General features: G+C 43.2%; 21 protein-coding genes. 6 read left to right on the top strand and 15 right to left on the bottom strand.

Annotated elements, in window-relative coordinates; translation table 11 throughout:
* Window positions 1–70: 70 nt before the first annotated feature.
* On the bottom strand, window positions 71–1,894 hold the full coding sequence (locus PQ461_RS02910; protein ID WP_274208132.1) for a serine hydrolase domain-containing protein: 1,824 nt from the start codon (window positions 1,892–1,894) through the stop codon (window positions 71–73).
* The gene (locus PQ461_RS02915) at window positions 1,881–3,533 is read right to left on the bottom strand and encodes an amidohydrolase (RefSeq protein ID WP_274208133.1); all 1,653 of its coding nucleotides are present in this window, start codon (window positions 3,531–3,533) and stop codon (window positions 1,881–1,883) included. Before PQ461_RS02915 ends, PQ461_RS02910 begins: the two co-directional genes overlap by 14 nt.
* A gap of 111 nt (window positions 3,534–3,644) precedes the next feature.
* Between PQ461_RS02915 and mutL the strand changes: the two genes are divergently transcribed.
* The 5 genes from mutL to cysS are packed head-to-tail and all read left to right on the top strand — an operon-like array spanning window position 3,645 to window position 9,841.
* Complete coding sequence (gene mutL, locus PQ461_RS02920) at window positions 3,645–5,522, top strand: DNA mismatch repair endonuclease MutL (protein ID WP_274208134.1); 1,878 nt, start codon at window positions 3,645–3,647, stop codon at window positions 5,520–5,522.
* A gap of 21 nt (window positions 5,523–5,543) precedes the next feature.
* Window positions 5,544–6,263: a rhomboid family intramembrane serine protease gene (locus PQ461_RS02925; RefSeq protein WP_274208135.1), complete on the top strand. Its 720-nt coding sequence runs from the start codon at window positions 5,544–5,546 to the stop codon at window positions 6,261–6,263.
* 53 nt (window positions 6,264–6,316) lie between these two features.
* Entirely contained in the window at window positions 6,317–7,213 is an 897-nt protein-coding gene (locus PQ461_RS02930; RefSeq protein WP_274208136.1) for a rhomboid family protein, read from the top strand.
* On the top strand, window positions 7,214–8,320 hold the full coding sequence (locus tag PQ461_RS02935; RefSeq protein WP_274208137.1) for an endonuclease/exonuclease/phosphatase family protein: 1,107 nt from the start codon (window positions 7,214–7,216) through the stop codon (window positions 8,318–8,320).
* Window positions 8,321–8,380: 60 nt separating this feature from the next.
* The gene (gene cysS, locus PQ461_RS02940) at window positions 8,381–9,841 is read left to right on the top strand and encodes a cysteine--tRNA ligase (RefSeq protein ID WP_274208138.1); all 1,461 of its coding nucleotides are present in this window, start codon (window positions 8,381–8,383) and stop codon (window positions 9,839–9,841) included.
* 14 nt (window positions 9,842–9,855) lie between these two features.
* Here the strand turns inward: cysS and PQ461_RS02945 are convergent, their stop codons facing one another.
* From PQ461_RS02945 to PQ461_RS02960, 4 genes are all read right to left on the bottom strand, one after another.
* Window positions 9,856–10,770 (bottom strand): helix-turn-helix domain-containing protein, encoded by a 915-nt coding sequence (locus PQ461_RS02945; RefSeq protein WP_274208139.1) that lies wholly within the window; start codon window positions 10,768–10,770, stop codon window positions 9,856–9,858.
* An 8-nt stretch (window positions 10,771–10,778) separates the two neighbouring features.
* The gene (locus PQ461_RS02950) at window positions 10,779–11,678 is read right to left on the bottom strand and encodes an NmrA family NAD(P)-binding protein (RefSeq protein ID WP_274208140.1); all 900 of its coding nucleotides are present in this window, start codon (window positions 11,676–11,678) and stop codon (window positions 10,779–10,781) included.
* An 88-nt stretch (window positions 11,679–11,766) separates the two neighbouring features.
* Window positions 11,767–12,180, bottom strand: coding sequence for a VOC family protein (locus tag PQ461_RS02955; RefSeq protein ID WP_274208141.1), 414 nt, complete (start codon window positions 12,178–12,180; stop codon window positions 11,767–11,769).
* A 37-nt stretch (window positions 12,181–12,217) separates the two neighbouring features.
* Window positions 12,218–12,949, bottom strand: a complete 732-nt coding sequence (locus PQ461_RS02960; protein ID WP_274208142.1) for a helix-turn-helix transcriptional regulator — start codon at window positions 12,947–12,949, stop codon at window positions 12,218–12,220.
* Window positions 12,950–13,088: 139 nt separating this feature from the next.
* Between PQ461_RS02960 and PQ461_RS02965 the strand changes: the two genes are divergently transcribed.
* Window positions 13,089–15,803 (top strand): bifunctional YncE family protein/alkaline phosphatase family protein, encoded by a 2,715-nt coding sequence (locus PQ461_RS02965; protein WP_274208143.1) that lies wholly within the window; start codon window positions 13,089–13,091, stop codon window positions 15,801–15,803.
* Window positions 15,804–15,864: 61 nt separating this feature from the next.
* Here PQ461_RS02965 and PQ461_RS02970 read toward each other — a convergent pair whose 3' ends face one another.
* The 9 genes from PQ461_RS02970 to PQ461_RS03010 form a co-directional block, all read right to left on the bottom strand.
* Complete coding sequence (locus PQ461_RS02970; RefSeq protein WP_274208144.1) at window positions 15,865–17,088, bottom strand: CehA/McbA family metallohydrolase; 1,224 nt, start codon at window positions 17,086–17,088, stop codon at window positions 15,865–15,867.
* A gap of 9 nt (window positions 17,089–17,097) precedes the next feature.
* On the bottom strand, window positions 17,098–18,171 hold the full coding sequence (locus tag PQ461_RS02975) for a phosphatidylinositol-specific phospholipase C1-like protein (protein WP_274208145.1): 1,074 nt from the start codon (window positions 18,169–18,171) through the stop codon (window positions 17,098–17,100).
* Between the two features lie 48 nt (window positions 18,172–18,219).
* A complete protein-coding gene (locus PQ461_RS02980; protein ID WP_274208146.1) occupies window positions 18,220–19,812 on the bottom strand; it encodes a RagB/SusD family nutrient uptake outer membrane protein in 1,593 nt (530 codons plus the stop codon).
* Between the two features lie 18 nt (window positions 19,813–19,830).
* Window positions 19,831–22,812, bottom strand: coding sequence for a SusC/RagA family TonB-linked outer membrane protein (locus PQ461_RS02985; RefSeq protein ID WP_274208147.1), 2,982 nt, complete (start codon window positions 22,810–22,812; stop codon window positions 19,831–19,833).
* Between the two features lie 315 nt (window positions 22,813–23,127).
* Window positions 23,128–23,352: a hypothetical protein gene (locus PQ461_RS02990; protein WP_274208148.1), complete on the bottom strand. Its 225-nt coding sequence runs from the start codon at window positions 23,350–23,352 to the stop codon at window positions 23,128–23,130.
* Between the two features lie 99 nt (window positions 23,353–23,451).
* Entirely contained in the window at window positions 23,452–23,967 is a 516-nt protein-coding gene (locus PQ461_RS02995; protein ID WP_274208149.1) for an RNA polymerase sigma factor, read from the bottom strand.
* A gap of 185 nt (window positions 23,968–24,152) precedes the next feature.
* Window positions 24,153–24,527 (bottom strand): hypothetical protein, encoded by a 375-nt coding sequence (locus PQ461_RS03000; protein WP_274208150.1) that lies wholly within the window; start codon window positions 24,525–24,527, stop codon window positions 24,153–24,155.
* 32 nt (window positions 24,528–24,559) lie between these two features.
* Window positions 24,560–24,724 carry a hypothetical protein gene (locus tag PQ461_RS03005; protein WP_274208151.1) on the bottom strand — a complete coding sequence of 55 codons (165 nt, stop codon included), beginning with the start codon at window positions 24,722–24,724 and terminating at the stop codon, window positions 24,560–24,562.
* A gap of 105 nt (window positions 24,725–24,829) precedes the next feature.
* On the bottom strand, window positions 24,830–25,603 hold the full coding sequence (locus PQ461_RS03010; protein ID WP_274208152.1) for a LytR/AlgR family response regulator transcription factor: 774 nt from the start codon (window positions 25,601–25,603) through the stop codon (window positions 24,830–24,832).

Below are 25,603 nucleotides of genomic sequence, written 5' to 3' on the forward strand. Positions count from 1 at the left end.
CTAATGAAAATGAAATGAAACAAAAAACGCCACAAAAATTTGTGGCGCTATGCTAATGGTGTAATAATAATTACATCCCTTTGTTAATCGCATCATAAATGGCATCCATAATGCGGGGACGGATGTTAAGGCTGCCCAGCTTATCAGATACTTTCGGATTAACCCTGTTAGAAAGGAAAACATAAACCAGTTTCTCTTTCGGGTCAACCCAAACGCAGGTACCTGTATAGCCGGTATGCCCAAAGGTGCCCGGGTTAGCTTCGTGCGATGGATAATGGCTATCTGCAAGTGGCCCCCAGCCGTCAAAACCTAATCCACGGCGGCTCACGTTCGACTGCCTTGAGGTGAACATTTCCACAGTTTCAGGCTTAATGTATTGCACGCCACCATAACTGCCTTTATTCCTATACATCTCGAATAATATGGCCTCATCATTTGCACTGGCAAAGAAACCGGCATGGCCAGACACGCCGCCTACCATACCTGCACCCTGGTCATGCACATAACCAATCAGTAAGCTGTGTCTGAAATAGGTATCGTCCTCAGTCGGGATGATCTGATCTGGTTTAAACCTGTTGCGTGGTAAAAAGCCAGCTGTTTGCATACCCAACGGGTTGTAAAAGTTCTGCTGTGTATATACATTAAGCGGTGTGGCTGTGATGGCTTCCACAATCTCTTTCATAAAATACATGCTCAGGTCACTATATACATACTGCCCGCGTGTACGTAGGGCCGAGTTAAGCATTTGCGGCAGCATTACATCCTTGTAATAATCTTTACGCAGGTAATAGCCGTCGGCTACTTTAGTTGGGTAAGCTGCCGATGAGTCACTGCTGTGGTCTTCGGGACGCAGCTTTTCATAAAAAGGAATATAAGGTATCAGGCCTGCCTGGTGCAGCATCAGTTCGCGTACGTGTATATCACGTTTATTAGTATTAAGTGCTGCCGGCAGGTAAGTGCTCATGGTGGAGTCGAGGTTGATACGACCTTCATCATACAACTTCATTACCTCTGGCGTAGTAGCCGAAACCTTGGTAACCGATGCCATATCGAATATGTCGGTAATCTTATCAGGCAAACCGGTGGTATCATAAGTATGATAACCGTAAGCCTTATTAAAGATCACCTTACCATCCCTGGCAACCAGCACAACGCATCCCGGCGTGGCATGCTGCCTGATGGCTTCCTGCGCAATAAGGTCAATGCTGTTATTCAGGTTATTTGAGTTAATACCGGCCTCTTCTGGTATGGTATACTGAAGGCGAATCTTCTCGGTATTGAAGCCTGCACCTTTTGAGTATTTTGCCGAAAAGCTTTTAGGCAGTTTCTCAGTAGCTGCTATACCACCGAAAATTACCTGCGGAACGTACATGGCTGTCATGTACGATGCCTGTTCAGACCAGATGATCGGCGCAGTAATATCATTTAATGCCGACAGTGCGCGCCCGGCGCCGTAGTAAGCTATGATTACGTTTTTAAGCTGCTGGCTCGACCTGATGAAATCAAGTAGGGCTGTGTTGCCCATGTCGTTTTCAGTAAGTTCGAAAACAACGGTGTTATAAAGCTTTAGGTCCTGGGACAGATTGGCGATCTGGTCCCCTTTATAACTATTGGCGTTGATAAGTTCTACGTGTGTGTATTTATTCAGCAGGCTATCAAATGCTGCCGAGTAAGAATATTTGAAATGTACGGCAGCCACTTTTGCATCCTCAAGCTTTTTAAGCGGGATCACCTGCATTTCATTATTTAACAGAACGGTAGATTTTTCGGCGGCTTTTTTCTCAGTTAAGAATTGCTGACTGGTTAAACTTACTGGTTGTTGTGCACAGGCCGATTGTACACCAAGAATAGCACCTAACAAAAACAGCACAATCTGCTGCCTATTTTTTTTCATAAACCTTTTCACCATTAATATATGTTTTTAACACCTTCACATTAGGCAAAGCATTGCCTTTTACCTTCATAATATCCTTGTCAAGTATCACAAAATCTGCATACTTGCCCGGTTCAATACTTCCTTTTTCCTTTTCCTCAAAATTGGCCTTAGCTGCCCAGATGGTCATGCCGCGCAAAGCCTCTATACGGTTTAAAGCATTTTCTTTCTGGAAGCCATTAGCCGGAAAGCCTTTTAAATCCTTGCGTTCGGTTGCAGCATAGAACGTGTATATCGGGTTAATGTTCTCTACCGGAAAGTCAGTTCCTAACGGTAGCCAGCCGTTTTGTTTAAGCAATGTTTTATAGGCGTAAGCCGTTTTCAAGCGCGTTGCACCTAAACGCTGCCCGGCCCAGTACATGTCAGATGTGGCATGTGTTGGCTGTACAGAAGGGATGATGCTGTTTTCGCCGAAAAGCTTTACGTCTTCAGGCGCTACAATTTGTGCGTGTTCAATTCTCCAGCGGCGGTCGTTTTTGCCTTTAAGCGCAGAAGCATAAATTTTCAGCATCAGCCTGTTTGCAGAATCGCCAATGGCATGTGTACACATCTGAAATCCTTTTGATGCCAGTTTATCGGCAATCTCCTGGAAATGTTCGGGCTTGCTGCGCAAAAATCCTTTCCAGTCCTTACGGTCGCTGTAAGGTTGCAGCAAACATGCCCCGCGTGAACCCAATGCGCCATCGGCATAAACTTTAAATGCACGTACATTTAGACGTGGGGTTTTAAACGCACCGCGTTTAAACAAATACTCAAAACTGGCCGGATTGTCTGAAAGCATCACATACATGCGCATCTTCAATGAGCCTTTATGTTGTAGCTGCGCAATGGTATTCACCATAGTATAAGGCAGGCCGCAATCGTCAACCGTGGTAAGGCCAACAGCGAAGCAGTTGCGCTGTGCATCAACAAAAGCCTGGTCAACCATCGCCTCGGTAGGTTCCGGTATTTTGTGTTCAACCAACTGAACGGCATTGTCAACTAATATACCGGTAAGTTTACCTTTAATGGTCTCAATCTGGCCGCCGTTGATGGTTTGTCCGGGTTTTATACCTGCAATGTTCAAAGCGGCCTGGTTGGCAATAGCGGCATGCCCGTCTATGCGCGATAGCAGTACTGGCCTCACCGGGAATAAAGAGTCTAATTTTGCCTTATCAGGATATTGTTTTTCTTTCCAGTCGTTTTGGTCCCATCCGTGCCCTATAATCCAGCCTTCGGTATTGCGTTTACTGAATACAATGGTCGAGTCGATGATCTCGTTCCAGCTTTGGGTGCCGGTAAGATTCACCTCCTGCAATGTCATGCCGTACTCGTAAAAATGCGTATGTGCATCTATAAAGCCGGGATAAACAGGGTTGCCGCCTGCATCAATAACCTCTTTGGCGAGATACTTTTTTTCAAGTGTATCCAGTTTGCCTACGGCTGCTATTTTTCCGTTAGTTACTACAAAGGCATTGGCAGTGGTAAAGTTACTGTCGACTGTATATACAAGTGCGTTTTTTACAAGCAGATCGGCGTTATATTCTTTTTTTTGCTGGCAGGCAGCAAGTAGCGCAGCCAATATTAGTAGTGAAGTATTTTTTTTAAGTACGGCAAACATAGGCGCTAAAGTACAAATGGTTTAAAGCTATATACAACTATGAAACGCTAAAGTTATGGGTTCAAATATTTAATTTAGCATCCGGAAACGAAATTGAAGGGAATATATTAAATGTTTGACATCATACAGCTTTTACCAGACGCCGTTGCTAACCAGATAGCAGCCGGAGAAGTGGTGCAGCGACCTGCATCGGCGGTAAAAGAACTGGTTGAAAATGCGATAGATGCCGGTGCCGATAAGATACAGCTGATACTTAAAGACGCAGGAAAGTCATTGATCCAGATCATAGATAATGGCTGTGGTATGAGCGTAACTGATGCACGTATGTGCTTTGAACGCCATGCTACATCAAAAATACGCAAGGCCGAAGACCTGTTTGCTATTCGCACGATGGGTTTCAGGGGCGAGGCTATGGCCTCCATTGCGGCTATTGCGCAGGTAGAAATGAAAACCCGCCGCCACGAAGATGAGCTGGGTACCTGTATTGATATTGAAGGATCTGAAGTTGTTAAGCAGGAACCCTGTGCTTCACCTGCCGGCACCTCAATATCGGTTAAAAACCTGTTTTATAATACGCCTGCCCGTCGTAACTTTTTAAAAAGCAACCCGGTGGAGATGCGCCACATCCTTGATGAATTTCAGCGCGTGGCATTGGCAAACCCTAAAATATTTTTCACCCTGCATCACGAGGGACAAGAGGTTTATCACCTGCCATCTACCACGCTAAAACAGCGCATTGTGCATTTGCTGGGTAATAACTACAACCAACGCCTGGTGCCTGTTGAAGAGGATACCACCATTATCAAACTGCATGGCTTTGTGGGCAAGCCCGAGTTTGCCCGTAAAACAAGGGGCGAGCAGTTCTTCTTCGTAAATAATCGCTTTATAAAGGATAACTACCTTAACCATGCTGTGCTTACAGCATATGAGCAGTTATTGCCCGAAGATAGCTTCCCGCTGTATGTACTTTTTATCGAGATCGATCCTTCGAAGATTGATATTAACGTGCATCCTACAAAAACCGAGATCAAGTACCAGGACGAGAAAGCCATTTATGCGATCATCCGTTCGGCGGTTAAACGTTCTCTGGGTAAATACAATATTACCCCAACGCTTGATTTTGACCAGGAAAACAGCATTGAGCATTTGATTACGCCTAAACCGCTTGATCAGATCGTGCCGCCAACTGTAACATTCAATCCTAACTTTAACCCGTTTAGTGAACCTGCCTCCGCAGGTAAATCTGCCGGGGGCGGCAGCAGCCGCAGCTATATGAATGAAAGCGGTTACCGCGAACGTTCTGCCATACCTGATAACTGGCAAACGCTGTATCAGATCAGTAAAAAGGAGCGGCTGGAGCAGCATGCCATGGAAATGGAGCAACCTAACATTACACTCGACGACGAGCAGGTAACCAAAACCAGCGAACGCCAGTTGTTCCAGATCCATAATAAATACATCCTGTCGCAGATCAAATCCGGCTTTATGCTCATTAACCAGCAGTCGGCACATGAGCGCATTTTGTACGAGCGTTTTTTACAGCAACTGCAAAACCATTCGGGATTAAGTCAGCAAAGTTTATTTCCGGAGACGGTTACACTAAACGGCAGCGATTTTGAGTTATTGAAAGAATTACTGCCCGATATACGTGCATTGGGCTTTGATATTCGCGAGTTTGGCCCTAATACCGTAGTGGTGGATGGTGTGCCCGCTGATATTAACCATAACAGCGAGCGCGAATTACTGGAAAGTTTACTGGAAGGCTTTAAAAACAATACAGCCATTTTAAAGTTAGACAAGCGCGACAACCTTGCACGTACATTAGCGCGTAATGCAGCAACAAAAGCAGGCACTAATTTATCATTAGATGAAATGAACCTGCTGATAGATCAGCTTTTTGCATGCGAAATGCCCAACCAGGCGTTGAACGGCAAACCGGTGATCAGTACTTTTACATTAAACGAATTAGCCGAACGGTTTGAAAAATAACCACAACAGCTTTAACAATTTATGAGTGCATACAGGCAAAACCCATTAGCCAACATTCCGCCGGTAGTTAAAAACCTGCTGATCTTAAATGTCATTTGCTTTTTACCATACATCGTATTCAGCGAAGATTTTTATGATAAAAATTTCATCCAGAACCTGGGCGTGTTTTATTTTAACTCGCCGCTGTTTAAACCCTGGCAGTTGGTCACCTACATGTTTTTCCATGGCGGTTGGGCACATATCATATTTAATATGTTTGCGCTGTATTCATTTGGCATGGTGATAGAATATGCGCTGGGCTCTAAGAAATTCTTTCAGTTTTACTTTATCTGCGGCCTGGGCGCTATTGCCCTGCAAATGATCGTGCAGGCTTACGAGGTTTATGCATTAACAGGCCACATTATGCTCGACCTGCATAAAGACATCCCTGTGGATGCAGCAGGCATGAAAAAATTACAGGAGATTTATTTCGGGCCAATGGTGGGTGCCTCAGGTGCCATATTCGGCTTGCTGGTTGCCTTTGGAATGCTATTTCCTAATGCCGAACTGATGATACTTTTTATCCCGGTTCCGGTTAAAGCGAAATACATTATACCCGTATATATCGTTATTGAAATAGGCTTGGGCATCAGTCAGTTTACAGGCGATTCGGTAGCACATTTTGCACATTTAGGAGGGGCTATTATCGGCTTTATATTAATTAAGCTTTGGCGGGTGCAAAGGCCAAACAATTTTTTTTAAGATATGTAAGTTATATACACAGTACCTACCGTATAAAGACATTTTAAAGGATCATGAACACCACCTGGCAAAACATTAAATACAAGTTGCTGTACTCTGGCAGTAAACTTAATGTGCTAATAGCCATAAACGTTGCCGTATTTGTGCTGGTTTATGTGCCAGGCATTTTTGAGCAGTTGTTTGTAACCGGCCTTGGCCGCCCAAGCGTAATTGTAAGCTATGCACAGGAATATCTGGCCATGCCAGCATACCTGCCCAAATTAATCACACGTTTCTGGACGCCAATTACGTATATGTTTATGCACCAGGGTATATTTCACATCCTGTTCAATATGCTTTGGCTGTACTGGATGGGGCAATTGTTTGAAGAATACCTGGGTACCAAACGCACAGTTGGCTTATACATAATGGGTGGTTTGTTAGGGGCTTTATTGTTTGTAACGGCGTTTAACCTTGTTCCTGCTTTTTCACAATCAGAATTATTGCCATTGACAACCGTTGCAGGTGCATCGGCAAGTGTGATGGCTATAGTGATTGCCACCGCTACCCTGCTGCCTAACTATACCATATTCCTGATGTTTTTAGGCCCGGTAAAACTAAAGTGGGTAGCATTATTCTATGTACTGTTCGACTTTTTAAGCATTGCAGGCCCAAATGCCGGTGGCGAAATTGCACACCTTGGAGGCGCTTTAATGGGCTTTATTTATGTGAAGCAGCTGCAACGCGGAAATTATCTCGGTGAAGGCTTTACAAATTTATTCAAACCTAATCCTAAAATTAAGGTGGTAAGCCATAATACAGGCTATCAACGCTCGGCCGGCAGAAACGCAAATAACTACCCTGCTCAAGAAGAGATAGACCGTATACTGGATAAAATATCACAGTCTGGTTATGACAGTTTGAATAAAAACGAAAAAGAGATCCTTTTCAGGGCAAGCAATAAAGATTAAATGAAACCTAAAGAAGGCCCTGGCTTTTTCACTAAGATACTTTTATTCATTAATTTTCTTTTGGTTGTGGCGCTGCTGTTAAGCTACCTGGCGCCGGTTACTAATCCTGTTAAAACATGGATCATCCCTTTCCTGGGATTGGGTTATCCGCCTTTATTATTAGCAAATCTCATCTTTATCGTGTTTTGGGCGATAAGCAGGCGTTGGTATGCACTATTATCGGTTGTGGCCATCTTAGTAGGTTTAAAACCTTTACAAAATACCATTGGCTTTAACGAGGCGCGGACCTATAAGCAAAAAATTTCGCCGCAGGCCATAAGGGTAATGACTTATAATGTGCATAATTTTAAGCGTTTCGGCGCCAGAAATGATGTATCAACCAAGCATGAAATTTTAGATATTATCAGCCAGTATCAACCAGATATTTTAGGTATACAGGAGTTTTATACCAAGTTCCGCGGCGAATATGCCATGCGCGATTCCATCAAATACTTTCTGCATGCCAACATGTATTTTGAGGCCGTAAACTACAATACGCCTTATGATGCCGCGGGCATGGCTATCTTCACTAAATACAAGATTATTAACCAGGGGCTGATCTGGCTTTCGGATCCCGGCAATGGCAACCAATGCCTCTTTACAGACCTTGTTAACAAACGCGATACCTTCCGCTTTTACAGCATCCATTTAAAGTCTATTGGTTTTGACCAGGAAGACTACCAGTCGATGGACAACGTGCCTAAAGGCAAAACAGATATGCACTCATACCGCCGTATAGCAGGTAAGCTTAAACAGGCCTTTATCAAGCGCAGCAAGCAAGTGGCTATTATAAAGGCACATGCCGCAAAATGCCCTTATCCATATATTATTTCAGGCGATTTTAACGATACCCCATCATCATACGCGGTACATACCATCGGCACCGGGATGAAAAATGCTTTTTTTGAAAAAGGCAGTGGCTTGGGAAAAACTTACAACGGCGATTTCCCAAATTATCAAATTGATTATATCTTCACAACCAAACAGTTTAGTGTGCGTAATTACCAGGTGATTGAAAGAAAACTATCAGACCATTACCCCGTATACAGCGATTTGCTGTTGAAGTAATTTACACAGTAACGACGGCTGCAACAGTATCTCACACCGAAAAATCGTAAGTTTGCCAACATGAAACAAAGTTTATTTGTTTACAATACTTTAACACGCCAAAAAGAAGAGTTTAAGCCGCTTAACGCCCCGCATGTGGGCATGTATGTTTGCGGCCCTACTGTATACAGCGATGCACACATGGGCAATGCCCGTACTTATATATCTTTCGACCTTATTTTCCGTTACCTTTCACACTTGGGCTATAAGGTGCGCTATGTGCGTAACATAACCGATGCCGGCCACCTGGAAAGTGATGCGGACGAGGGTGAGGACAAAATCTCTAAAAAGGCAAAGCTTGCCAAGCTGGAGCCTATGGAAATTGTGCAGAAATACACGGTAGGTTTTCACGAGGTAATGCAGGTTTTAAATATCCTGCCGCCAAGCATTGAGCCAACTGCTACAGGCCATATCATAGAGCAAATAGAACTGGTAAAATCAATAATTGCTGAGGGGTATGCTTATGAGGTTGATGGTTCCATTTATTTTGATGTTGAGAAATATAATCAGAAGCACAACTATGGTGTATTAAGCGGCCGTAACCTTGACGACCTGCTGAATAACACCCGTACTTTGGGCGGGCAGGAAGACAAGCGCGGCAAACTCGACTTTGCGCTTTGGATAAAAGCCAAGCCTGAGCACCTGATGAAATGGACTTCTCCATGGAGCATAGGCTTCCCGGGCTGGCACCTGGAATGCTCTGCCATGAGCCGTAAATATCTTGGCGACCAGTTTGATATTCATGGTGGAGGTATGGATTTAATACCTACGCACCACACCAACGAAATAGCACAAAACGAAGCTTGCTGCCATACTAACCCTGCGCGTTACTGGGTGCATACTAATATGCTTACCGTTAACGGCCAAAAAATGTCGAAGTCATTAGGTAATAGTTTTTTACCTCATGAATTGTTTAGCGGCAACAATAAGATTCTGAATAAGGCTTACAGCCCTATGACAGTTCGTTTCTTTATGTTGCAGGCGCATTACCGCAGCACGCTTGATTTTAGCAATGAGGCAATGGAGGCATCAGAAAAAGGTTTCAAACGTTTAATGAATGCCTTTAACCTGCTTGATGGTTTAAAAGCCGGCAATAAAACTGAAGTTGAGATTGAGCCGATACGTAACCGTTGCTATGAAGCATTAAATGATGATTTTAACAGCCCTGTTCTGATTGCAGAATTATTTGAAGCTACCCGCATCATCAACTCGGTGCATGATGGTAAAATGGTAATCGACGAGAAGAATATTGCCGAACTGAAAGCTTTGATGAATGATTTCGTGATTGACATTCTCGGCCTAAAAAATGAGCAAGCTGCCAATGATGAGCTGCCACGTGTTGTGGATTTTATTGTGAACCTGCGCAGTGAGGCTAAGGCTAACCGTGATTATGCAACGTCTGACAAAATCCGCGACGGACTGCAAAAAGTGGGCATACAGCTTAAGGACAGCAAAGAAGGGACGACCTGGACTAAAATATAGTTGTAAGCAATACCTCAATTAAAAGCTTTCCTGAATTCTAAAGGAGATTGATTGGTTTTTGCCTTAAACAGCTTATTAAAAGATTGCGAATGCTCAAAACCCAATTGGTACGCAACTTCGCTTACGGTTAAGCTGGTAGTTGATAGTTTTTCTTTTGCCTTTTCAATCAGCTTTTCGTGTATGTGCTGCTGTGTGCTTAAGCCGGTAAGTGCTTTCAGCATGGCCCCAAGATAAGTTGGCGACATATTTAGCGCATCGGCTATATCCTGCACTGCCGGTAAACCGTCGGTGACCTGCTTTTCATTTGCAAAATAGTCGTCAAGCCATTGTTCAAGCTTATCTAATATCTGGTGATTAGCCGCCCGACGGGTAATAAACTGACGGTGATAAAAGCGTTCGGCATAATTGAGCATTACCTCTATCTGCGAAATAATGATATCCTGGCTAAACTTATCAACGTTAGAAGAATACTCCTGTTTAATCAGGCTTAAAAGCCCGTTAAGGATTCGCTCTTCCTTTTCGGAAAGAAAAAGCGCTTCATTTACGGCATAATCAAAAAACTCAAATTTCTTAATAGTTTTGGCCAATGCGGTGTTCCACAAAAAGTCAGGATGGATAAATAATACCCATCCTGTATGTGTTGCATCTTTGTCTGATTCTATACCAATAACTTGACCCGGGGCCGTAAAAAACATTACCCCTTCATCAAAGTCATATTGCTGCTGCCCGTACTTGTATTTTAGCCTGGTGCCCTGTTTTACAGAAATACTGTAAAAGTCGAGCACAGCCGTTTGCTTCACAGGTTCTTCGGGCAGTTTTACATCCTGTAGGTCAATCACACTGATGAGCGGATGCTGCGGCCTGGGCAAACCACGAAGCTCGTGCAATTGCGATATACTTTTAACTTTAAATGGCACAGATGCAGGCATAATGCAATTTACTGATTTTGTTGATAGGCCGCGGCAAAGTCTTTGGCAAAGTCGGTCAGTTTTACCTTACCCAATACTGGTTTATGCTGATAGAAGTCATCGTACAAAGTACCATCGCGTACGGGTATATTCATTTCAACATAACCCTTTGCAGTTTGTGGGGCCATGCCTGCTGCCAGTAAACCGTCCACCATTTGTTCGTCGCTGATCTCTACCCATTGTAAGTCAGGTTTACCGATGGCTTCGCCTAAAGTCCTGGCAATATCAGCTCCGGATATTTCGTCGCTGGCGATATAACGGATGGTTCTACCCTCAAACGGCTTCTCTATTTCTTCGGCTATCACTGCTGCAATATCCAAAGGTGATACCCAAGGCGTTTTGCGGGTAAGGCTGTTATTAGAGAAGATAGCGCCTTGTTGCTTAATCATCGGGATGAACTGGTACAGCACATAATAAAACCCAACCGGTCGCATAAATTTAATAGAAACATCTTCAGGTAATTCCCTCAATATGTTCTCCACATTGTAATGGAACCGCAACAGGCCTGGGCCTTTGTCTGCACCGATACTGCTCAGGTGGACGATCTTTTTCACTCCAGAACGCTCAATGGCTTCTTTGTAGTTTCTGCCGATTTGCGTGGTCGCCTCAATAACATCAAGCGAATGATCAAAAAAAGCATCGCTTTTTAATGTTTCCATCACATAGACAATGTCGGCACCTGTAAAGGTTTGCGCCAGGAAATCTGCGTCCTCCATAGTGCCGATGGCTGCCCTTGCGCCTAATGCTTCAATAGCGGCCTTACGATCATTACTGCTGCTGATTACGGTTACCTGGTGCCCTTTTTGGATAAGCTCGGTGGTTAGCGGTTTGCTGATATTGCCCAATGAGCCGGTTACTACTATTTTCATATTGGTAATTTTTATCATACAAACGTAGCGCTTACCAATTGCCCACCTGTAGCCTAATCAATTGTTGTTGTAGCCGAATTTGGATACTTTACTTAACAAATCTTTCAAATTTCTGAACAGCTGCTTCGGTAACAGGTGTAAAGAAATTTACAAGGTTTCCGTCCGGGTCGCGGAATAACAATGACCTGTTACCCCAAGGCATGGTTGTTGGCTGTTGTACAATGCTGGCAGCTATTACATCTTCCAATCTTTTGTATTCGCTATCTACATTTGCTACCAGAAATTCAATGATAGCTGTGCGGTTTAAACCTGCTTCGGCAACATGGCTGCCACCAAATAATTGAAGCGTTTTGGTACTGCCAATTGCCAGCGTTGCTGATGGCGTTTGTAATTCAGCAAAATCTTCGGTGTATCTTACCGCGGTTAAACCTGTTATTTGTTCATAAAACTTCAACAGCTTTTCTACATCAGCTGTAATAATCCTGATTGATACGATGTTCATCTTTGTCTTTTTAAATTGAGGCAAAGATGAAATAGGCTTATGACAAGGGTATGTCAGGGGTGGTAAAGTTTTTTTCTTTTTGAGCCAGATAATCTGCCAGGTTTAGTTGATGCGGTTTAAAATGCTCGTCGAGCACCAATAATTTCAAAATCTTATCCAGGCGAAACATCCTGAAATTCTGCCTTAACCTGCAATAGGCAATCAGCAGCCAATTCTCTTGCTGACTGTAGTATAAAGCAAAAGGCTCTACGCTTCGCAATGTTTCTTCGTTACTATGCTCAGCATGATAGGTTATCTTCAACACCCTGAATGAGGTAAGCGCATTTTGAATCAGCGCTAATGAGCTGCTTGCATTATTGCCGGCTATAGCCGGACTGATCGCAATTCTGTTAGATAGCAGCTCCGCTTTCTCCTTAGCCGGGTATTGCATCACTGATTTCACCTTACTTACAGCCGCTGCGTATTCTTTACTTAATGACGAATCGGTACTCTTTAACAGTATTTGTTCGGCAGTTATTAAGGCATTTGCCTCGCCCTCGGTAAATGTTACCGGTGGCAGGCGGTAGCCATCCATCAGGCTGTAACCTTTGCCTTCGTTAACAAAAATGGGGATGCCTGCCTGCTCCAATGCTTTTACATCCCGGTATATGGTTCTGATGCTTACATTGAATTTTACTGCCAGTTCCGAAGCTGTAATTAACCGCTTAGTTTGCAATTGGGTTACTATTGCAGTCAGCCGGGAAATTCGCTTTATGTCATTCTCTTTCATTCATAGCAGGGATTTAGCTGGCAAGTATAAATGTAATTAAGAAATTACAGATTTCACTCTTTGCACTATTCTGTGTAATTTAATACAAGCTTAACTTTAATGGCGATATAACCTGTAGTTTTGCAAATTAATTGCGGCCATGTCTAATAAATATAAATTCCTCCCGTTACTTGCTGTAGCATACCTTTCTTTCTCATCCTGCCATTCATTTTTCGGTTCAGACAAAAAAAATGGTTCTGCTGAGCAGTTGAAACATCATTCGGCTTATGACGATAGTACCTTAAACAGAAAAGTATTGCCGGTAATGATGCCTTACAACCGCATCATTCAACCCGCAGGCGAACTGATTACCTATGGCAGCCCTGAGTTAGAGAACCACAGCCTTGACCTGAAACAGATCCCCGGCACTAATCTTATTGCAATTGAAGATCGTTACGGAATTGCCATCATCGATAAAGATCAAAAGAAACTGGTAAGCCGCTGGACATACCCAAATGACAATGCCTACCGGGGTATGATGAGCACTTACTCGGGTATTGAAGTAGCTCAGATTAACGGGCAGGTGCGTATTTTCTGGAGTGCTGCAAGCGGCGACATCGGCAAGTCTATTGTGTTGGATGCCATTTGGGACGGAAATAAAATAAGCATAAAAGACACTTTTACATTTACACCCGAAGCCCCGGCTCCGCTTGCTTTGCCTAACGAGGTGGCAGTTAACCAGGAAAACGGCAAATATTACCTGTACGTTGTATTAAACGGCAATAATACTTTAGTTAAAACAGACATCGCTACCAAAACAACAGTTTGGGCAGCACCAACCGGTGTTGCTCCATACGGTTTAACCATTGTTAACGGTAAAGCTTTTGTAACCAATTGGGGCGGCGACATGCCATCCGACAAATCAAAAGCCGAAGTGGCGGGTGTGCCTTACGGGAAAGTTTATACCGACCCTGTGACCGGTGCCACACGCGAAGGCTCTGTAGCGGTATTTAACCTGGCTGATGGTAAGCAGATCAAAAGTATCCCTGTTGGCCTGCACCCGAATGATATTATCGCCAGCCATAGCGGCAACAATCTTTATGTAGCTAACAGCAACAGCGATGCCGTATCGGTTATTAATGTTGCATCGCTGAAAAAGACAGAAGATATATCAGTTAAGATCAACGCCGGGAAACAAGGCTTTATCGGCGATTCGCCGAATGCTTTAGCGATTAGCCCCAATGACGAAACTTTATATGTGGCTAATGGCATGGACAACGCCGTCGCTGTAATTAACTTAGGTAAACAAGGCGTAAAAAGCAATGTATCCGGTTATATCCCTACAGAGGCTTATCCCGGTGGTTTGGCCATTGATGAAGGGCATTTATTTGTGGCTAACCTGGAAGGCGAGGGTGCCAGAGTAAATACCAAAGAGATGAAGGGCGGTAAGGGCGAAGCCACCGATTTCCCGGATGATGCCTATAACTCGCACCATCAAAAAGCTACAGTTTCTATTATTAACCTTCCGGATGCTGCAACGCTGGCTAATTACACAAACAAGGTAAAAGACCTGATGCTTAATTTCCGTACGGAACTGGCCAGGCTTACGCCACGACCTAATCAACCGGCAAGGCCAATGCCCGAGCGTATTGGCGAGCCTTCGGTATTTAGGCATGTGATTTACATTATCAAAGAGAACCGTACTTACGACCAGGTTTTAGGCGACCTGCCATTAGGTAACGGGCGTAAAGAATTGTGCGTTTTTGGTGACAGCGTAACCCCTAACCAGCACCAGTTAGCGCGTAGCTTTGTTACGCTTGACAATTATTATGCTTCGGGTAAATGCTCGGCAGAAGGACACCAGTGGACTGATGCAGGTATGGTAACTGATTACATAGAGAAGAATGTACGTGCCTGGTTCCGTAGTTATCCGCACGTGCAAACTGATGCTATGGTTTACAGCAAAAAGGGATTTATCTGGAACAATGCCGCTGACCACGGTAAAAGTGTAAGAATTTTCGGCGAAGCATCATTACCAAATATTGATACCAAATTAACCTGGACAGATATCTATAACAACTACAAGGCAGGCAAGCCTTTGATATTCACCAACGTTAGTACCATAGCACGCGTAAGGCCAATGCTTTCGCAAACTTATCCGGCTTCAGACTATCTTAAAATTACCGATCAGATACGCGCCGATGCCTTTATCAAAGAGCTTAAAGAAATTGAAAATAAGCCCGGCGACCAGTTCTATAACTTATCGGTAATGGCTTTATCAACAGATCATACTACCGGCACTCGTCCTGGCATGCCTACGCCACGGGCAATGGTAGCCGATAACGACTTAGCAGTGGGGCGGATTATTGAAGCGGTAAGCAAAAGCCGTTTCTGGAAAAACACGGTGATCTTTGTTACCGAAGATGATTCGCAGGCTGGTTGGGACCATGTTTCCGCCTACCGTACCACAGGTTTTGTGGTAAGCCCTTACAGCAGGATGCAAAGGGCGGTGTCTGTAAATTATAACCAAACATGTATGGTACGCTCCATTGAGCAGATCTTAGGCATACCACCAATGAACCTGATGGATGCTACGGCACTACCCATGTTCAGTTGTTTTGATAATAAACCATCTTCATACGTATATACGGCTGTGTCTAATAAAATAAAGCTGGACGAAATGAACCCTACCTTGTCTTCATTAAAAGGGAAGGACCGCTATTATGCGCAACAATCGCTACGGCCGGAGTACAATCACGTTGACGGGGGTAATGACGATGTACTGAACCGAATCTTATGGCATTACAGTAAAAAGGGTAAAGAATATCCAAAGAAATTTGCCGGAAAGGCAGACCTGGTTGATGATGACGATTGATCAGGCGAAAAAAAGAAAGCAGGCCCTAAGCCTGCTTTCTTTTTTTAATGGGGATAGTACTTTAAAACTCCGGATCGAAGTTGAAATAAATAGGATTTGATAAAGCTACCATGTTACCGGTAAGCTTTACTGATGTTGGTACCTGCGGATAATCTGCTGGTTTGCCTTCAACAGTTACACGATAATAGGTACGGCCGGTAAGATCAGGCGTATCTGTAAATTCCACCTTGGGATCTTTTCCTGTTATTTTGTAGGTGTTAAAATCTCCGCCATTTTTTACCACCTTAACAGTATAAGTTGAGTCGGTAAAGGTTTTTCCTTTCAATTCTACGCGAAACTTTACGGCTTTACCCGTGGCTTTTATATTATCGCCCATCATCATGTCAGGTTTGCCATCTTCGTTGGTGTCGGCATAAAACTCCACACGTGGGCTGTACGGATTAGCGCTTACTGATACACGGCCGTTGGTTAGTGCATCAACAATGGCTTGTGGTGAGCGCGAGGTGGCAAACACCCAGGTAGTAGGTGTGCCTACATAATTTGCAGTAGCCTCAAATGTGCTTTTGCTTGGCTTTTCGTCTCCCTGCGGTACGCCATGATGTGCATCGCTGCCGCCACGGCCTGTTAGTTTTCTGCCTGATGACAGCATATCATCCCAGATCATGATAGCGTTGGCATTTTTAGACCAGATAGCAGAATTCCATACTTCGATAGATTGTACCAGGTCATAAGAATAACCGAAATGATCTTTACCACTTGGATGATTGGCCGACAAGTGAACATTGAGTCCTTTTTTAACTGCCCCAATCACCACATCACGCTGATCACGTACATCGAATAATCGCTGGTGGTCATAAGGCTTGGCCGAAAATACATTACCGTGCCCGCGTACAGTGGTCCATTCTGCACCATAAAGTAATACTACAGATTTAGATTTAAAATCAGGGTCGGCCCAGGTATTGTGCATTACATCGCCGTTAACATGGTTGTCATGGTCGGTGATGCATACGTAATCTATTCCGTTGGTTTCGCAGAATTTAATGATCTTACCGACCGAGTTATTAGTAGATTCCTTACTGTGCCTCGAATGCACATGCAAGTCGCCTTTTAACCAGGTGCCTTTGTCAAGGTCGGCTACAGGTTGTATGGTGGTGATCTCTTTCTGAGTCCAGGGATTAATATGCTCTTGTTGTGCATGGGCAGAAAATGAAGCCAGCAAAGCCGATGCAAAGAAGAGCAGTTTGCCGTTTTTTGAAGCCTTATGTTTCAGTTGGTTACTGATCATTGATGATAGTTAGTTTGATAAGTGGTTGAAAATTGGATCGGTACGGAAATACTTTTCACCATCCGGGAAACTCACAACGTAGTCTGATTTAAAATGTGTGCTTTTCAGGTAGTAGTCTGTCGTAATAACCTGCGCGCCAGACTTCATTGCCGCTTCGAAATCGCTATAGTCATTATTCCTTGCTTGTTGAGTGTCATGGTCGGCACGTGTGCGGATGATATAGCCTCTTTTTACCAGTTGCGGAATTTCCGGATCGTGCGGATCATTCCTGATCATAAATGCCGCCTCTGCTGTACCAGGCTCTGCATTTGCAAATATAACACGGCCTTTTAGAGACGGATGCCCTGACATGTAAATATTCCGCTTACGCTTTCTGTCGTCCAGAATAAAAAGAAACTTGCCTCTTGCTGCTTTCAAAAGCGGCCAGTTGCCATGTTCTACCGCATCATTCAGCGTTTTGTAATTACCTCTTACATCATCGGGGGTGATCAGGTGCTCTTTGCCAAGGTAGCTTAGCATATCCCTGTCAACTTCGGCAAAGCGCTGTGCTGTAAAAGGCTCAGGCTTAATGCGCTGGTCTTTTGACCCACCGTCTTTGGGCTCAAGCGTTATAAAAACAGGCGTGTGGTCCGGGTGCGCGTCCGACCATTTTTTTAATTGTGTAAGCGCGTCTTTCAGCGTTGGGCAGCTGCTTCTGTAATCATAATCAATTACATGGAAAACCTTAAAGCCGGGCGCTTCCATTTCATGATTAACATCATAAGGCGCCTGGCCGGGTACAATTTCCAGGCCCTTGGGGTGTGCATACTTCCCACCTTTAGTATCTGCGTAAATATCAATTTCAAGGTTGCGCAAGCCCATATCCAGTTGATCGGCTAATGGAATGTGCTCATAATCCAGCCCGGCAACATCGGGGTTTTTGGCAAGCATCAGTTTGTACAGTGTTGTATCAATAGCCTGCTTATAGCTATTGTGCGACCCTATCACCTGAAGATGGTTAATAGGTGTGTCGTTGATGTCCTGCTGTAACGATACCGTTGCCGCTGCAAGCAAAATTGTGGCCGTAAGAGATTTTAATATCATCGTATAAAACTAAAAAGCGGCAGATTGCTCTGCCGCTGTAATTTATTATTAATAGCCCGGATTTTGAACCAGGTTAGGATTTGTTTTTAGCTCGGTTGAAGGAACTGGATACAACCTGCGGGTAAGGTCTTTGTTCATGGTCAGCACGTCATTCGGTAATTTGTACTCTACCTCAAACTGGCCGAAACGGATCAGATCATTCCGGCGCCATCCTTCCCATGAAAGCTCCCTGGCGCGTTCGTCCAGTAAACCTTGCAGATCAACTGACGTAGCCGCATCTGCACCGGCGCGGGTACGCAATTTGTTCACCAGTAAAAGCGGCGTTTGTACTTCGCCGTTTACAGTTGAAACGCTTGCTCCACGTAACTCAGCCTCTGCTTTCATCAGGTAAACATCGGCAAGACGGAATACCGGTACATCATTACCATTTAAACGGGTAGACTGGATGATGGTAGGGTCTGGGTAGTATTTGATTGAACGTACACCTTCGGCCTGGCTGGCAATAGTGTTACCTAAGTCCATTGGTTTGCCGGGTACCAGTACCAGATCCGGCGTAATCACTACTTGTGTAGTGGTGCCCGGATAATAAACGGGTTGATTAGTGAAGCCGCCGTTACCATCAGGGTAATATTGCGGGCCAACTAACCAGGTTTTGGTACGGAAGTCATTCGGAACATTAAAGCGCTTGTAAAACTCAGGCGTAGTGCTCATGGCAATACTCAGGTTCACGTTCATGCCATAAGCTTGTGCCAGGTAAAAGAAGAAACCAAAACGGGTAAACTGGTTACCTGGAATCTGCTGGTCATAAGGAATAGCAAAAATAGTTTCGTTGATCTGCGGGCCGTTGTTCGGTAAAAAGATATCGCGGTAACGGGCATCAAGCGAATAGTTCTTATTATTCTGCACACTGTCGCACATGCTAACTACATCCTGGTAACGGGCTGCGCCGGTATAAACTTCAGAATTAAGGTACATTTTAGCCAACAGTGCGAAAACCATGCCTTTGGTTGGCCTGCCATATTGCAGCGTATTGGTTGAAGCATTACTGGTTTTTGAAGGCAGGGTTTGTAATACATCTTTCAGTTCGCTTTCAATAAAACTGAAAACCTTGGCACGCTGCTGCGTAGCAGGTGGCGTACTTACCGGAAAGCTGGTGATGATTGGCACGTTACCATACAAATCCATCATAAAGTAGTAGTATAAAGCACGCATGGCACGGATCTCTGCTATAGCGGATTTTTTAGTAGCATCTGAAGATGGAGATGTGCTTACCACGCTTAGTAAACGGTTACAGGTGTTGATACCGCTGAACCCCCATTGCCATACACCAATTACGTTTGGGTGGTCAAAGGTCCAGCTATGATAATGTAACTGGCGGTACTGGCCGCCGTCGTCGAAGTTACCATCACGCGCAGGGATGATGGCTTCATCGGTAGATAGTTCCTGCATACGCCAGTAATTTACCGCATAGCTGGAAGATAAGTTAGAGTACATGGTACCCAAAAGGGCATTATAATCTGATGCCGTAGTTGGGAAATTTGATTTTACGTATTGCGATTCTACCGGTACATCAAGTTTAGTACAGGCGCTGAAAGATGCTACCGCAGCAACCCCAGCTATAATAGAAAGTATCTTTTTCATCGTGTATGTCGAATTGAATTAGAATGAAGCGTTTATGCCAAAAATGTAAGTACGGGTTTTTGGATAATAGTTATTGTTGTCGATACCCGGGGTCAAGCCGCCCATGTTAATCTCAGGGTCTATGCCTTTGTATTTAGTAATTACAAATAGGTTATTGCCAGACAGGTACAGTCTCAGCCTTTTAATTGCGCTGATGTTTGTTTTGATGGTATAGCCAAGGGTTGCATTATCCAATCGCAGGTAAGAGCCGCTTTCCAGGTAACGGTCTGATATCAGGTAAGCGTTGATGTCTTTAAATGATTCACCTAAAGTATAGCGCGGGATATTCTGAAGTTTGGCATCGGCTGGGTTATTTAATGAAGCCAGTGTAGCATTCAATATCTTGTTACCATAAACACCTCTTACCAGGAAGTTAAGGTCGAAGTTTTTGTAATAGAAACTGTTTGACCAACCGTAGATCATTTTCGGCTGGGCGCTGCCTGCATAAAACTGGTCTGTAGTAAGCGGCTGGGTGGCAATAGTATTGCCCGCTGCATTTTGATAAGTACTTACGCCGTTTGCGTTTTTGCCCATGTAGTGCCACAGGTAAAAAGCGCCTACAGGCAAGCCTGCCTGAATGATCTGGCTGGAATTACCCGATTGCCCTTTTCCTCCTAATTGTGCTGTATAAATGATAGGCAGGTTACTTGAAAGGCTTTCTACTACGTTTGTGTTGTGCGAAACGTTGAAGGATGTTTTCCAGCTAAAGTCTTTTGTTTTAACGGCAGTAGCATTCAACACCACCTCAATGCCGGTATTTTTAACATTACCAGCATTTACAGTTAAAGACGGATAAACATATTGCGTTAAAGAAACAGGAGTATCATAGATCAGGTCAGATGTTTTCTTGATATAATAATCTACCGAACCTGTTAACCTGTTCTGGAACAAACCGAAATCCAAACCGATATTAGTTGTGGCTGTGCTTTCCCATTTCAGATCAGGGTTTTCATTCTGTATCGGGCCAATGGCGTTTACGATGTTACCGTTGTAGTAGAATTTGCTGCTGCTTTGGGTACCATAAACCACCAGTGCTGAGTAGGCAGAGAAACCGGTACTATTACCAGATTGGCCATAACCTACTCTCAGTTTCAAATCGCTGATGGTTGGAATGTTGCGCATAAATTCTTCGCTGCTGATTCTCCATGCACCTGAAATGGCAGGGAATAAGCCCCAGCGGTTGTTGATACCAAACGCAGAAGAACCGTCGCGGCGTAACGAGCCTTGTAAAAGGTAACGGTCTGCAAACTGGTACTGAACACGTCCGTAGTAAGAAATCAGGCGCAGAATAGAGATCGGGTTGTTATCAAAAGCGATCTGTGAAACCGACGAAGGGTTAGAAAGGTACAAGTTGTTATAAGTAATGGCATCATTAGAAAAGTTCTGTGTCTGCACACCAAAACCATCGTTCACGCGGTTCTGCTGGTATGAGTAACCTGCTAACAACTTAATATTATGCTGGCCGAAAGTACGGTCATAGTTGAAGTATGACTCCAATACGTCGTTAGTGTTCAGATAGGATGAACGTCTGGCCACACCGTTCAGGCCTACTGCAAGGCCAGACTGGCTATTGATATAGCTGCCATAGTTATTCTGGTCGCGTTGGGTTGATCCGCTTAAGGTAAACTTCAGGCCATCGATGATATTCACCTCGGCAATACCGTTGATCAGTGTTTTTTCGTTCTTCTGCTGAATGGTGTTATTGTTCAGTAACGAAAGCGGGTTTAAAGTGCCGCTACCTGTACGGGTATAGTTCTCTTTATAGCTGCCGTCAGGGTTGAAAGGCGATACCGTTGGTAAATAGAACAGCATAGCCGGCAACACGTTGCTTTGGTAAATGTCGTCAGAGTTGCTTTTGCTGTCGGTCACGTTCAGGCTCAGTTTCAACCTGTCGTTAAAGAAGCGCTGATTTATATAACCACGGATGATGATGCGCTCTAAATCAGTACGTTTTAAGATGCCATTATTTTTAAAGTAGTTTACGCTTGCGCCATAATCAGAGCTTTTGCCTGCACCGCCGTAAGATAAGTTGTGGTTTTGTGAATAACCGGTACGCTCAATCAGGTTTTGCCATTTGGTGTCAGACCCATCGTCATCTATCGGGTTTGCCAATGGTTTCTGTCCATTGTCTGCCAAATATTTACGCAACTCGGGTGCAGTAAGCATATCTATCTGCTTAGAAACTTTATTGATGCTGCCGTAAGCGCTGTAATCTAAACGGGCCTGGCCAAGTTTGGCTCTCTTGGTAGTAACGATAATTACACCGTTAGCCGCTCTTGAACCATAAATGGCGGTAGATGCCGCATCCTTCAATACGTCGATGCTTTCAATATCAGCAGGAGCAAGCACATCAATAGAAGCACCTGGTACACCATCAATTACGTAGAATGGCTCTTGGGCTCCGTTACCTGTTCTGAAAGTTGATGGGCCACGCAGAATTACCGCAGGTTTCTGGTTAGGGTCGCCGCTTTGTGTTACGTTTAAACCGGCAACTTTACCCTGAAGCAATTCTGCAGGCGTAGTGATCACACCCTGATTAAAGTCTTCGGATTTAAGCGAGGTGATTGATCCGGTAACGTCTTTTTTGCTGGCTGTACCATAACCAATAACAACAACATCCTTTAAGGCTTTAGCTGTTGTTATCAGCTTTACGTTCATCATGCTGTTGCCGTCAACCGGTTTTTCAACTGCATTTGCGCCAATAAATGTAAAGCGAAGCACGCTGCCAGCGTTTGCCTGGATGCTGAAACTACCATCTGGCTTGGTAACAGTACCGGTTGAGGTGCCTTTAATAGTTACCGTTACGCCAGGAAGCGGTGCGTTGGTTTCGTCAGTAACCATACCTTTTATCGTCCGGCTCTGGGCGTAAGTTGCCGGGCTTTGCATTAGTGCCAATGCCGTAAGCGGAATAGCTGCAATGCTGTAAAATGGCCTTAAAAAAAAGGAGTACATTTTTTTCATGAATAATACGTGTTAATTGTTGTTGGATTTAAAGTTTCTTGATAGTTAATGATGCTCATTTACTACAATTACGGTTTGGCGGCGGGCTACCCCTATCCTTAATGATTATTTAATAGAGATGAAGAAAACAAACAAGGCAAACTGTTGTAAGGCCTCGTTTTAATGTAACCAGAGGTGCTTTTATTCAGAAAGTGTGTTAAATTTTAGTTAAGCCGGGCGGCTAAACAATAGATGTTGGTAAAGGATGTGAATTTTTTTTAAAAAAGTAATAAGTAAACACGAAGAGTGTGTTTAAAATAAGGAGAATGAAATCAGCTAATCTTTATCCCGGTTAATTTTCCGCTCAATTGCGCGAAGCATTTTTTCTGTAGTATCTGAGTCAAGCGGTTTAGTATCTGGGTTGTTTAAAAAAGCTGATTCGTCCAGGTATTTTTCCAATTCCTGCGGATGCGCTTCAAAATATTTATTCAAGAATAAACGCTCTTCTTCGCTGCATTTAAACTGCAGGTACCGATTGATCAGGTCTTCGGTTATATTCATGCCCATATTACGTACCAGACACGGGTTACCCCTAATGCCAACTAAAGTTTAACGGTAAGTTTAAGAAAAGTATATAACGGATTGATGAAGAAAGCCGGATTAGCCTAATGCAGTGCGCAATTGCTTAATAGCTTTTGAGATGTGGTTCTCTACCGTTTTTGTGGATAAGCCTAATGTGGAAGAGATTTGTTTATAGGTGTAATTATCTATCCGGCTCAATTTAAATACCTTTTTACGTACCGGGGGCAGCTTTTCCATCGCGGCTATTACATTGCGCAATGTGTCCTTAGCAACAAAAGGGTCATTATCAATATGGCCGGTATGTAAACCGCTAACCCATTGGATGTATTTATCCTTTGTGTTACCCCGGCGGTATTCGTCAATCAGCAACATTTTGGCAATCTGAAAAAGCTGTACCTCAATGCTGTGATCGTCAGAAATTTTTGCGCGGTTTTCCCAGAATTTTACAAAGGCCGATTGCACAATATCTTCTGCCAGGAAAGGTATCTGCGTTTTGTTGTAGATGTAATTATAAAGCCTGGTATGGTACAGGTAATAGACCTTCTTAAAACAGTCGTGATCGCCTTGTTTAATATCGTCTATTTGTATAACCATAACTGCAACAAATGTTGTGTTATGATATGATAAGAAAATAGCGATTTAATTAAGAAATTGTTAAAAAGAGTTAAATGTATAAGGGGTTAAAAAGGTTTTTAAATAAAAACCTGCATAAGAAAGTACTATGACTTTCTGTATGCAGGTATAACAAGGTCAGTTGTTAGTTTTGTTGTGATAAGTATTTAGTAGGATATTTTACTTAATGCTTCATGAACTACATTTTCAAATATTTGATAAGAAAACGGCTTGTTTAATACGGCTACATATTTTATTCCTAAGCTTTTAATATAAACCTCTGTATGTGCAGTAGTAATAATGATATTTCCGTATTGACTGATACATTGGTCAATTTCTGCAACATTTGATAAGGGGCTATCCAAAAGGTCAAGAAATACGATATCAACTTTACAATGCGATTTAGCTGATAAGTTTTTTGAAGAAGTTTCTCTCCATAATACTTTAAGAGTATCTGCCCGCCGAATAAATTTACTAAGCAGTTCATACGCCAGCTCTTCATCTTCAACAATTCCGCATGTATAAACAGCTGCATTTGCCATCAAAATATTTTGTAATGTACCTGACTTAATTATTAATTTCTTTCTGCCAATCTGGCCAGGCTAAAGCAAAGTTGTGATGTTGTAGGAAATGTGCCGGTAGGAAAGTCCATACCATCTGCATTATTTACAGATAACCTTGACACTGTTTCTTTCTTTAATTTAAGTAATGATTTTGGGTTAGGGTTTAAGGTTTTCATGTCTTTTGTTTTTGGTTTATTAAAAGAACAAAAACATGATTATCGTCACAATTTAATTCGACCAATTAAAGTCAAATTTCGACCAATTAAATACTGAGCAGCTGTTTATAAGGCTCCGCCTTCTGCAAGGCCCTTTATAGCTTCGCGGTACCTGATACCAATGGGCACTTCTTCATTGGTTATCAGCTCTATGGTATTGCCGTTGATAGATTTTACAGATGATTTTCTGACAATGAATGATCTGTTTACCCTTAGAAATTCTCTCTGAGGTAACATCTCTTCTATTTTAGTCATGGTCATGTGGGTTATAAGCACTTTTGATGAGGTATGTATCTTCAGGTAATCCTTCATACCCTCAACAAAATGGATTTCATCTATAGAAACATTTACAAACTTTTTATTCTCCTTAAAAAGGATCTGCCTGTTTTTAATTTCTGCTTCGCCAGATACTGGCTTGTTTAATTCAGTAGTCAAGGCAGGGTCATTCGCAGGCAATAAATGTTCGGTGCTTCGCGCCAGTTTATCTTTAACTTTATTTATAGCTTTTACAAAACGTTCAAATGTTATTGGCTTTAAAATAAAATCAAGCACATCAAGTTCGTAACCATCAACAGCATACTCGGGATATGCAGTTGTAAGTACAATTAAAGGTTTATAAGAACTGAAGGTTTTAATAAACTCGATACCGGTCATTTCGGGCATATTAACATCCAGAAATATAAGATCAGGTTTTAAAACAGAAACTCTTTCAATTGCATCAATTGCATTTTCACATTTGGCCAACAGGTTAAGCGATGAAATTCTGCCTATATATTTTTCAATCAGATCCTGTGCTAATGGCTCGTCATCAATTACAACACATGATATGCTACTTTCCAT

Origin of the sequence: Mucilaginibacter sp. KACC 22063, from assembly GCF_028736115.1 — a bacterium.
Classification (GTDB): Bacteria; Bacteroidota; Bacteroidia; order Sphingobacteriales; family Sphingobacteriaceae; genus Mucilaginibacter.

Excerpts from the sequence above, each read along its gene's own strand:
- PQ461_RS02925 (WP_274208135.1), top strand. The coding sequence starts at position 5,544 with ATGAGTGCATACAGGCAAAACCCATTAGCCAACATTCCGCCGGTAGTT.
- PQ461_RS03010 (WP_274208152.1), bottom strand. The coding sequence starts at position 25,603 with ATGGAAAGTAGCATATCATGTGTTGTAATTGATGACGAGCCATTAGCA.
- PQ461_RS02985 (WP_274208147.1), bottom strand. The coding sequence starts at position 22,812 with ATGAAAAAAATGTACTCCTTTTTTTTAAGGCCATTTTACAGCATTGCA.
- PQ461_RS02910 (WP_274208132.1), bottom strand. The coding sequence starts at position 1,894 with ATGAAAAAAAATAGGCAGCAGATTGTGCTGTTTTTGTTAGGTGCTATT.
- PQ461_RS02980 (WP_274208146.1), bottom strand. The coding sequence starts at position 19,812 with ATGAAAAAGATACTTTCTATTATAGCTGGGGTTGCTGCGGTAGCATCT.
- PQ461_RS02945 (WP_274208139.1), bottom strand. The coding sequence starts at position 10,770 with ATGCCTGCATCTGTGCCATTTAAAGTTAAAAGTATATCGCAATTGCAC.
- PQ461_RS02990 (WP_274208148.1), bottom strand. The coding sequence starts at position 23,352 with ATGAATATAACCGAAGACCTGATCAATCGGTACCTGCAGTTTAAATGC.
- PQ461_RS02960 (WP_274208142.1), bottom strand. The coding sequence starts at position 12,949 with ATGAAAGAGAATGACATAAAGCGAATTTCCCGGCTGACTGCAATAGTA.
- PQ461_RS03005 (WP_274208151.1), bottom strand. The coding sequence starts at position 24,724 with ATGAAAACCTTAAACCCTAACCCAAAATCATTACTTAAATTAAAGAAA.
- PQ461_RS02965 (WP_274208143.1), top strand. The coding sequence starts at position 13,089 with ATGTCTAATAAATATAAATTCCTCCCGTTACTTGCTGTAGCATACCTT.
- PQ461_RS02950 (WP_274208140.1), bottom strand. The coding sequence starts at position 11,678 with ATGAAAATAGTAGTAACCGGCTCATTGGGCAATATCAGCAAACCGCTA.
- PQ461_RS02915 (WP_274208133.1), bottom strand. The coding sequence starts at position 3,533 with ATGTTTGCCGTACTTAAAAAAAATACTTCACTACTAATATTGGCTGCG.
- mutL (WP_274208134.1), top strand. The coding sequence starts at position 3,645 with ATGTTTGACATCATACAGCTTTTACCAGACGCCGTTGCTAACCAGATA.
- PQ461_RS02935 (WP_274208137.1), top strand. The coding sequence starts at position 7,214 with ATGAAACCTAAAGAAGGCCCTGGCTTTTTCACTAAGATACTTTTATTC.
- PQ461_RS02975 (WP_274208145.1), bottom strand. The coding sequence starts at position 18,171 with ATGATATTAAAATCTCTTACGGCCACAATTTTGCTTGCAGCGGCAACG.
- cysS (WP_274208138.1), top strand. The coding sequence starts at position 8,381 with ATGAAACAAAGTTTATTTGTTTACAATACTTTAACACGCCAAAAAGAA.
- PQ461_RS02930 (WP_274208136.1), top strand. The coding sequence starts at position 6,317 with ATGAACACCACCTGGCAAAACATTAAATACAAGTTGCTGTACTCTGGC.
- PQ461_RS02995 (WP_274208149.1), bottom strand. The coding sequence starts at position 23,967 with ATGGTTATACAAATAGACGATATTAAACAAGGCGATCACGACTGTTTT.
- PQ461_RS02970 (WP_274208144.1), bottom strand. The coding sequence starts at position 17,088 with ATGATCAGTAACCAACTGAAACATAAGGCTTCAAAAAACGGCAAACTG.
- PQ461_RS02955 (WP_274208141.1), bottom strand. The coding sequence starts at position 12,180 with ATGAACATCGTATCAATCAGGATTATTACAGCTGATGTAGAAAAGCTG.
- PQ461_RS03000 (WP_274208150.1), bottom strand. The coding sequence starts at position 24,527 with ATGGCAAATGCAGCTGTTTATACATGCGGAATTGTTGAAGATGAAGAG.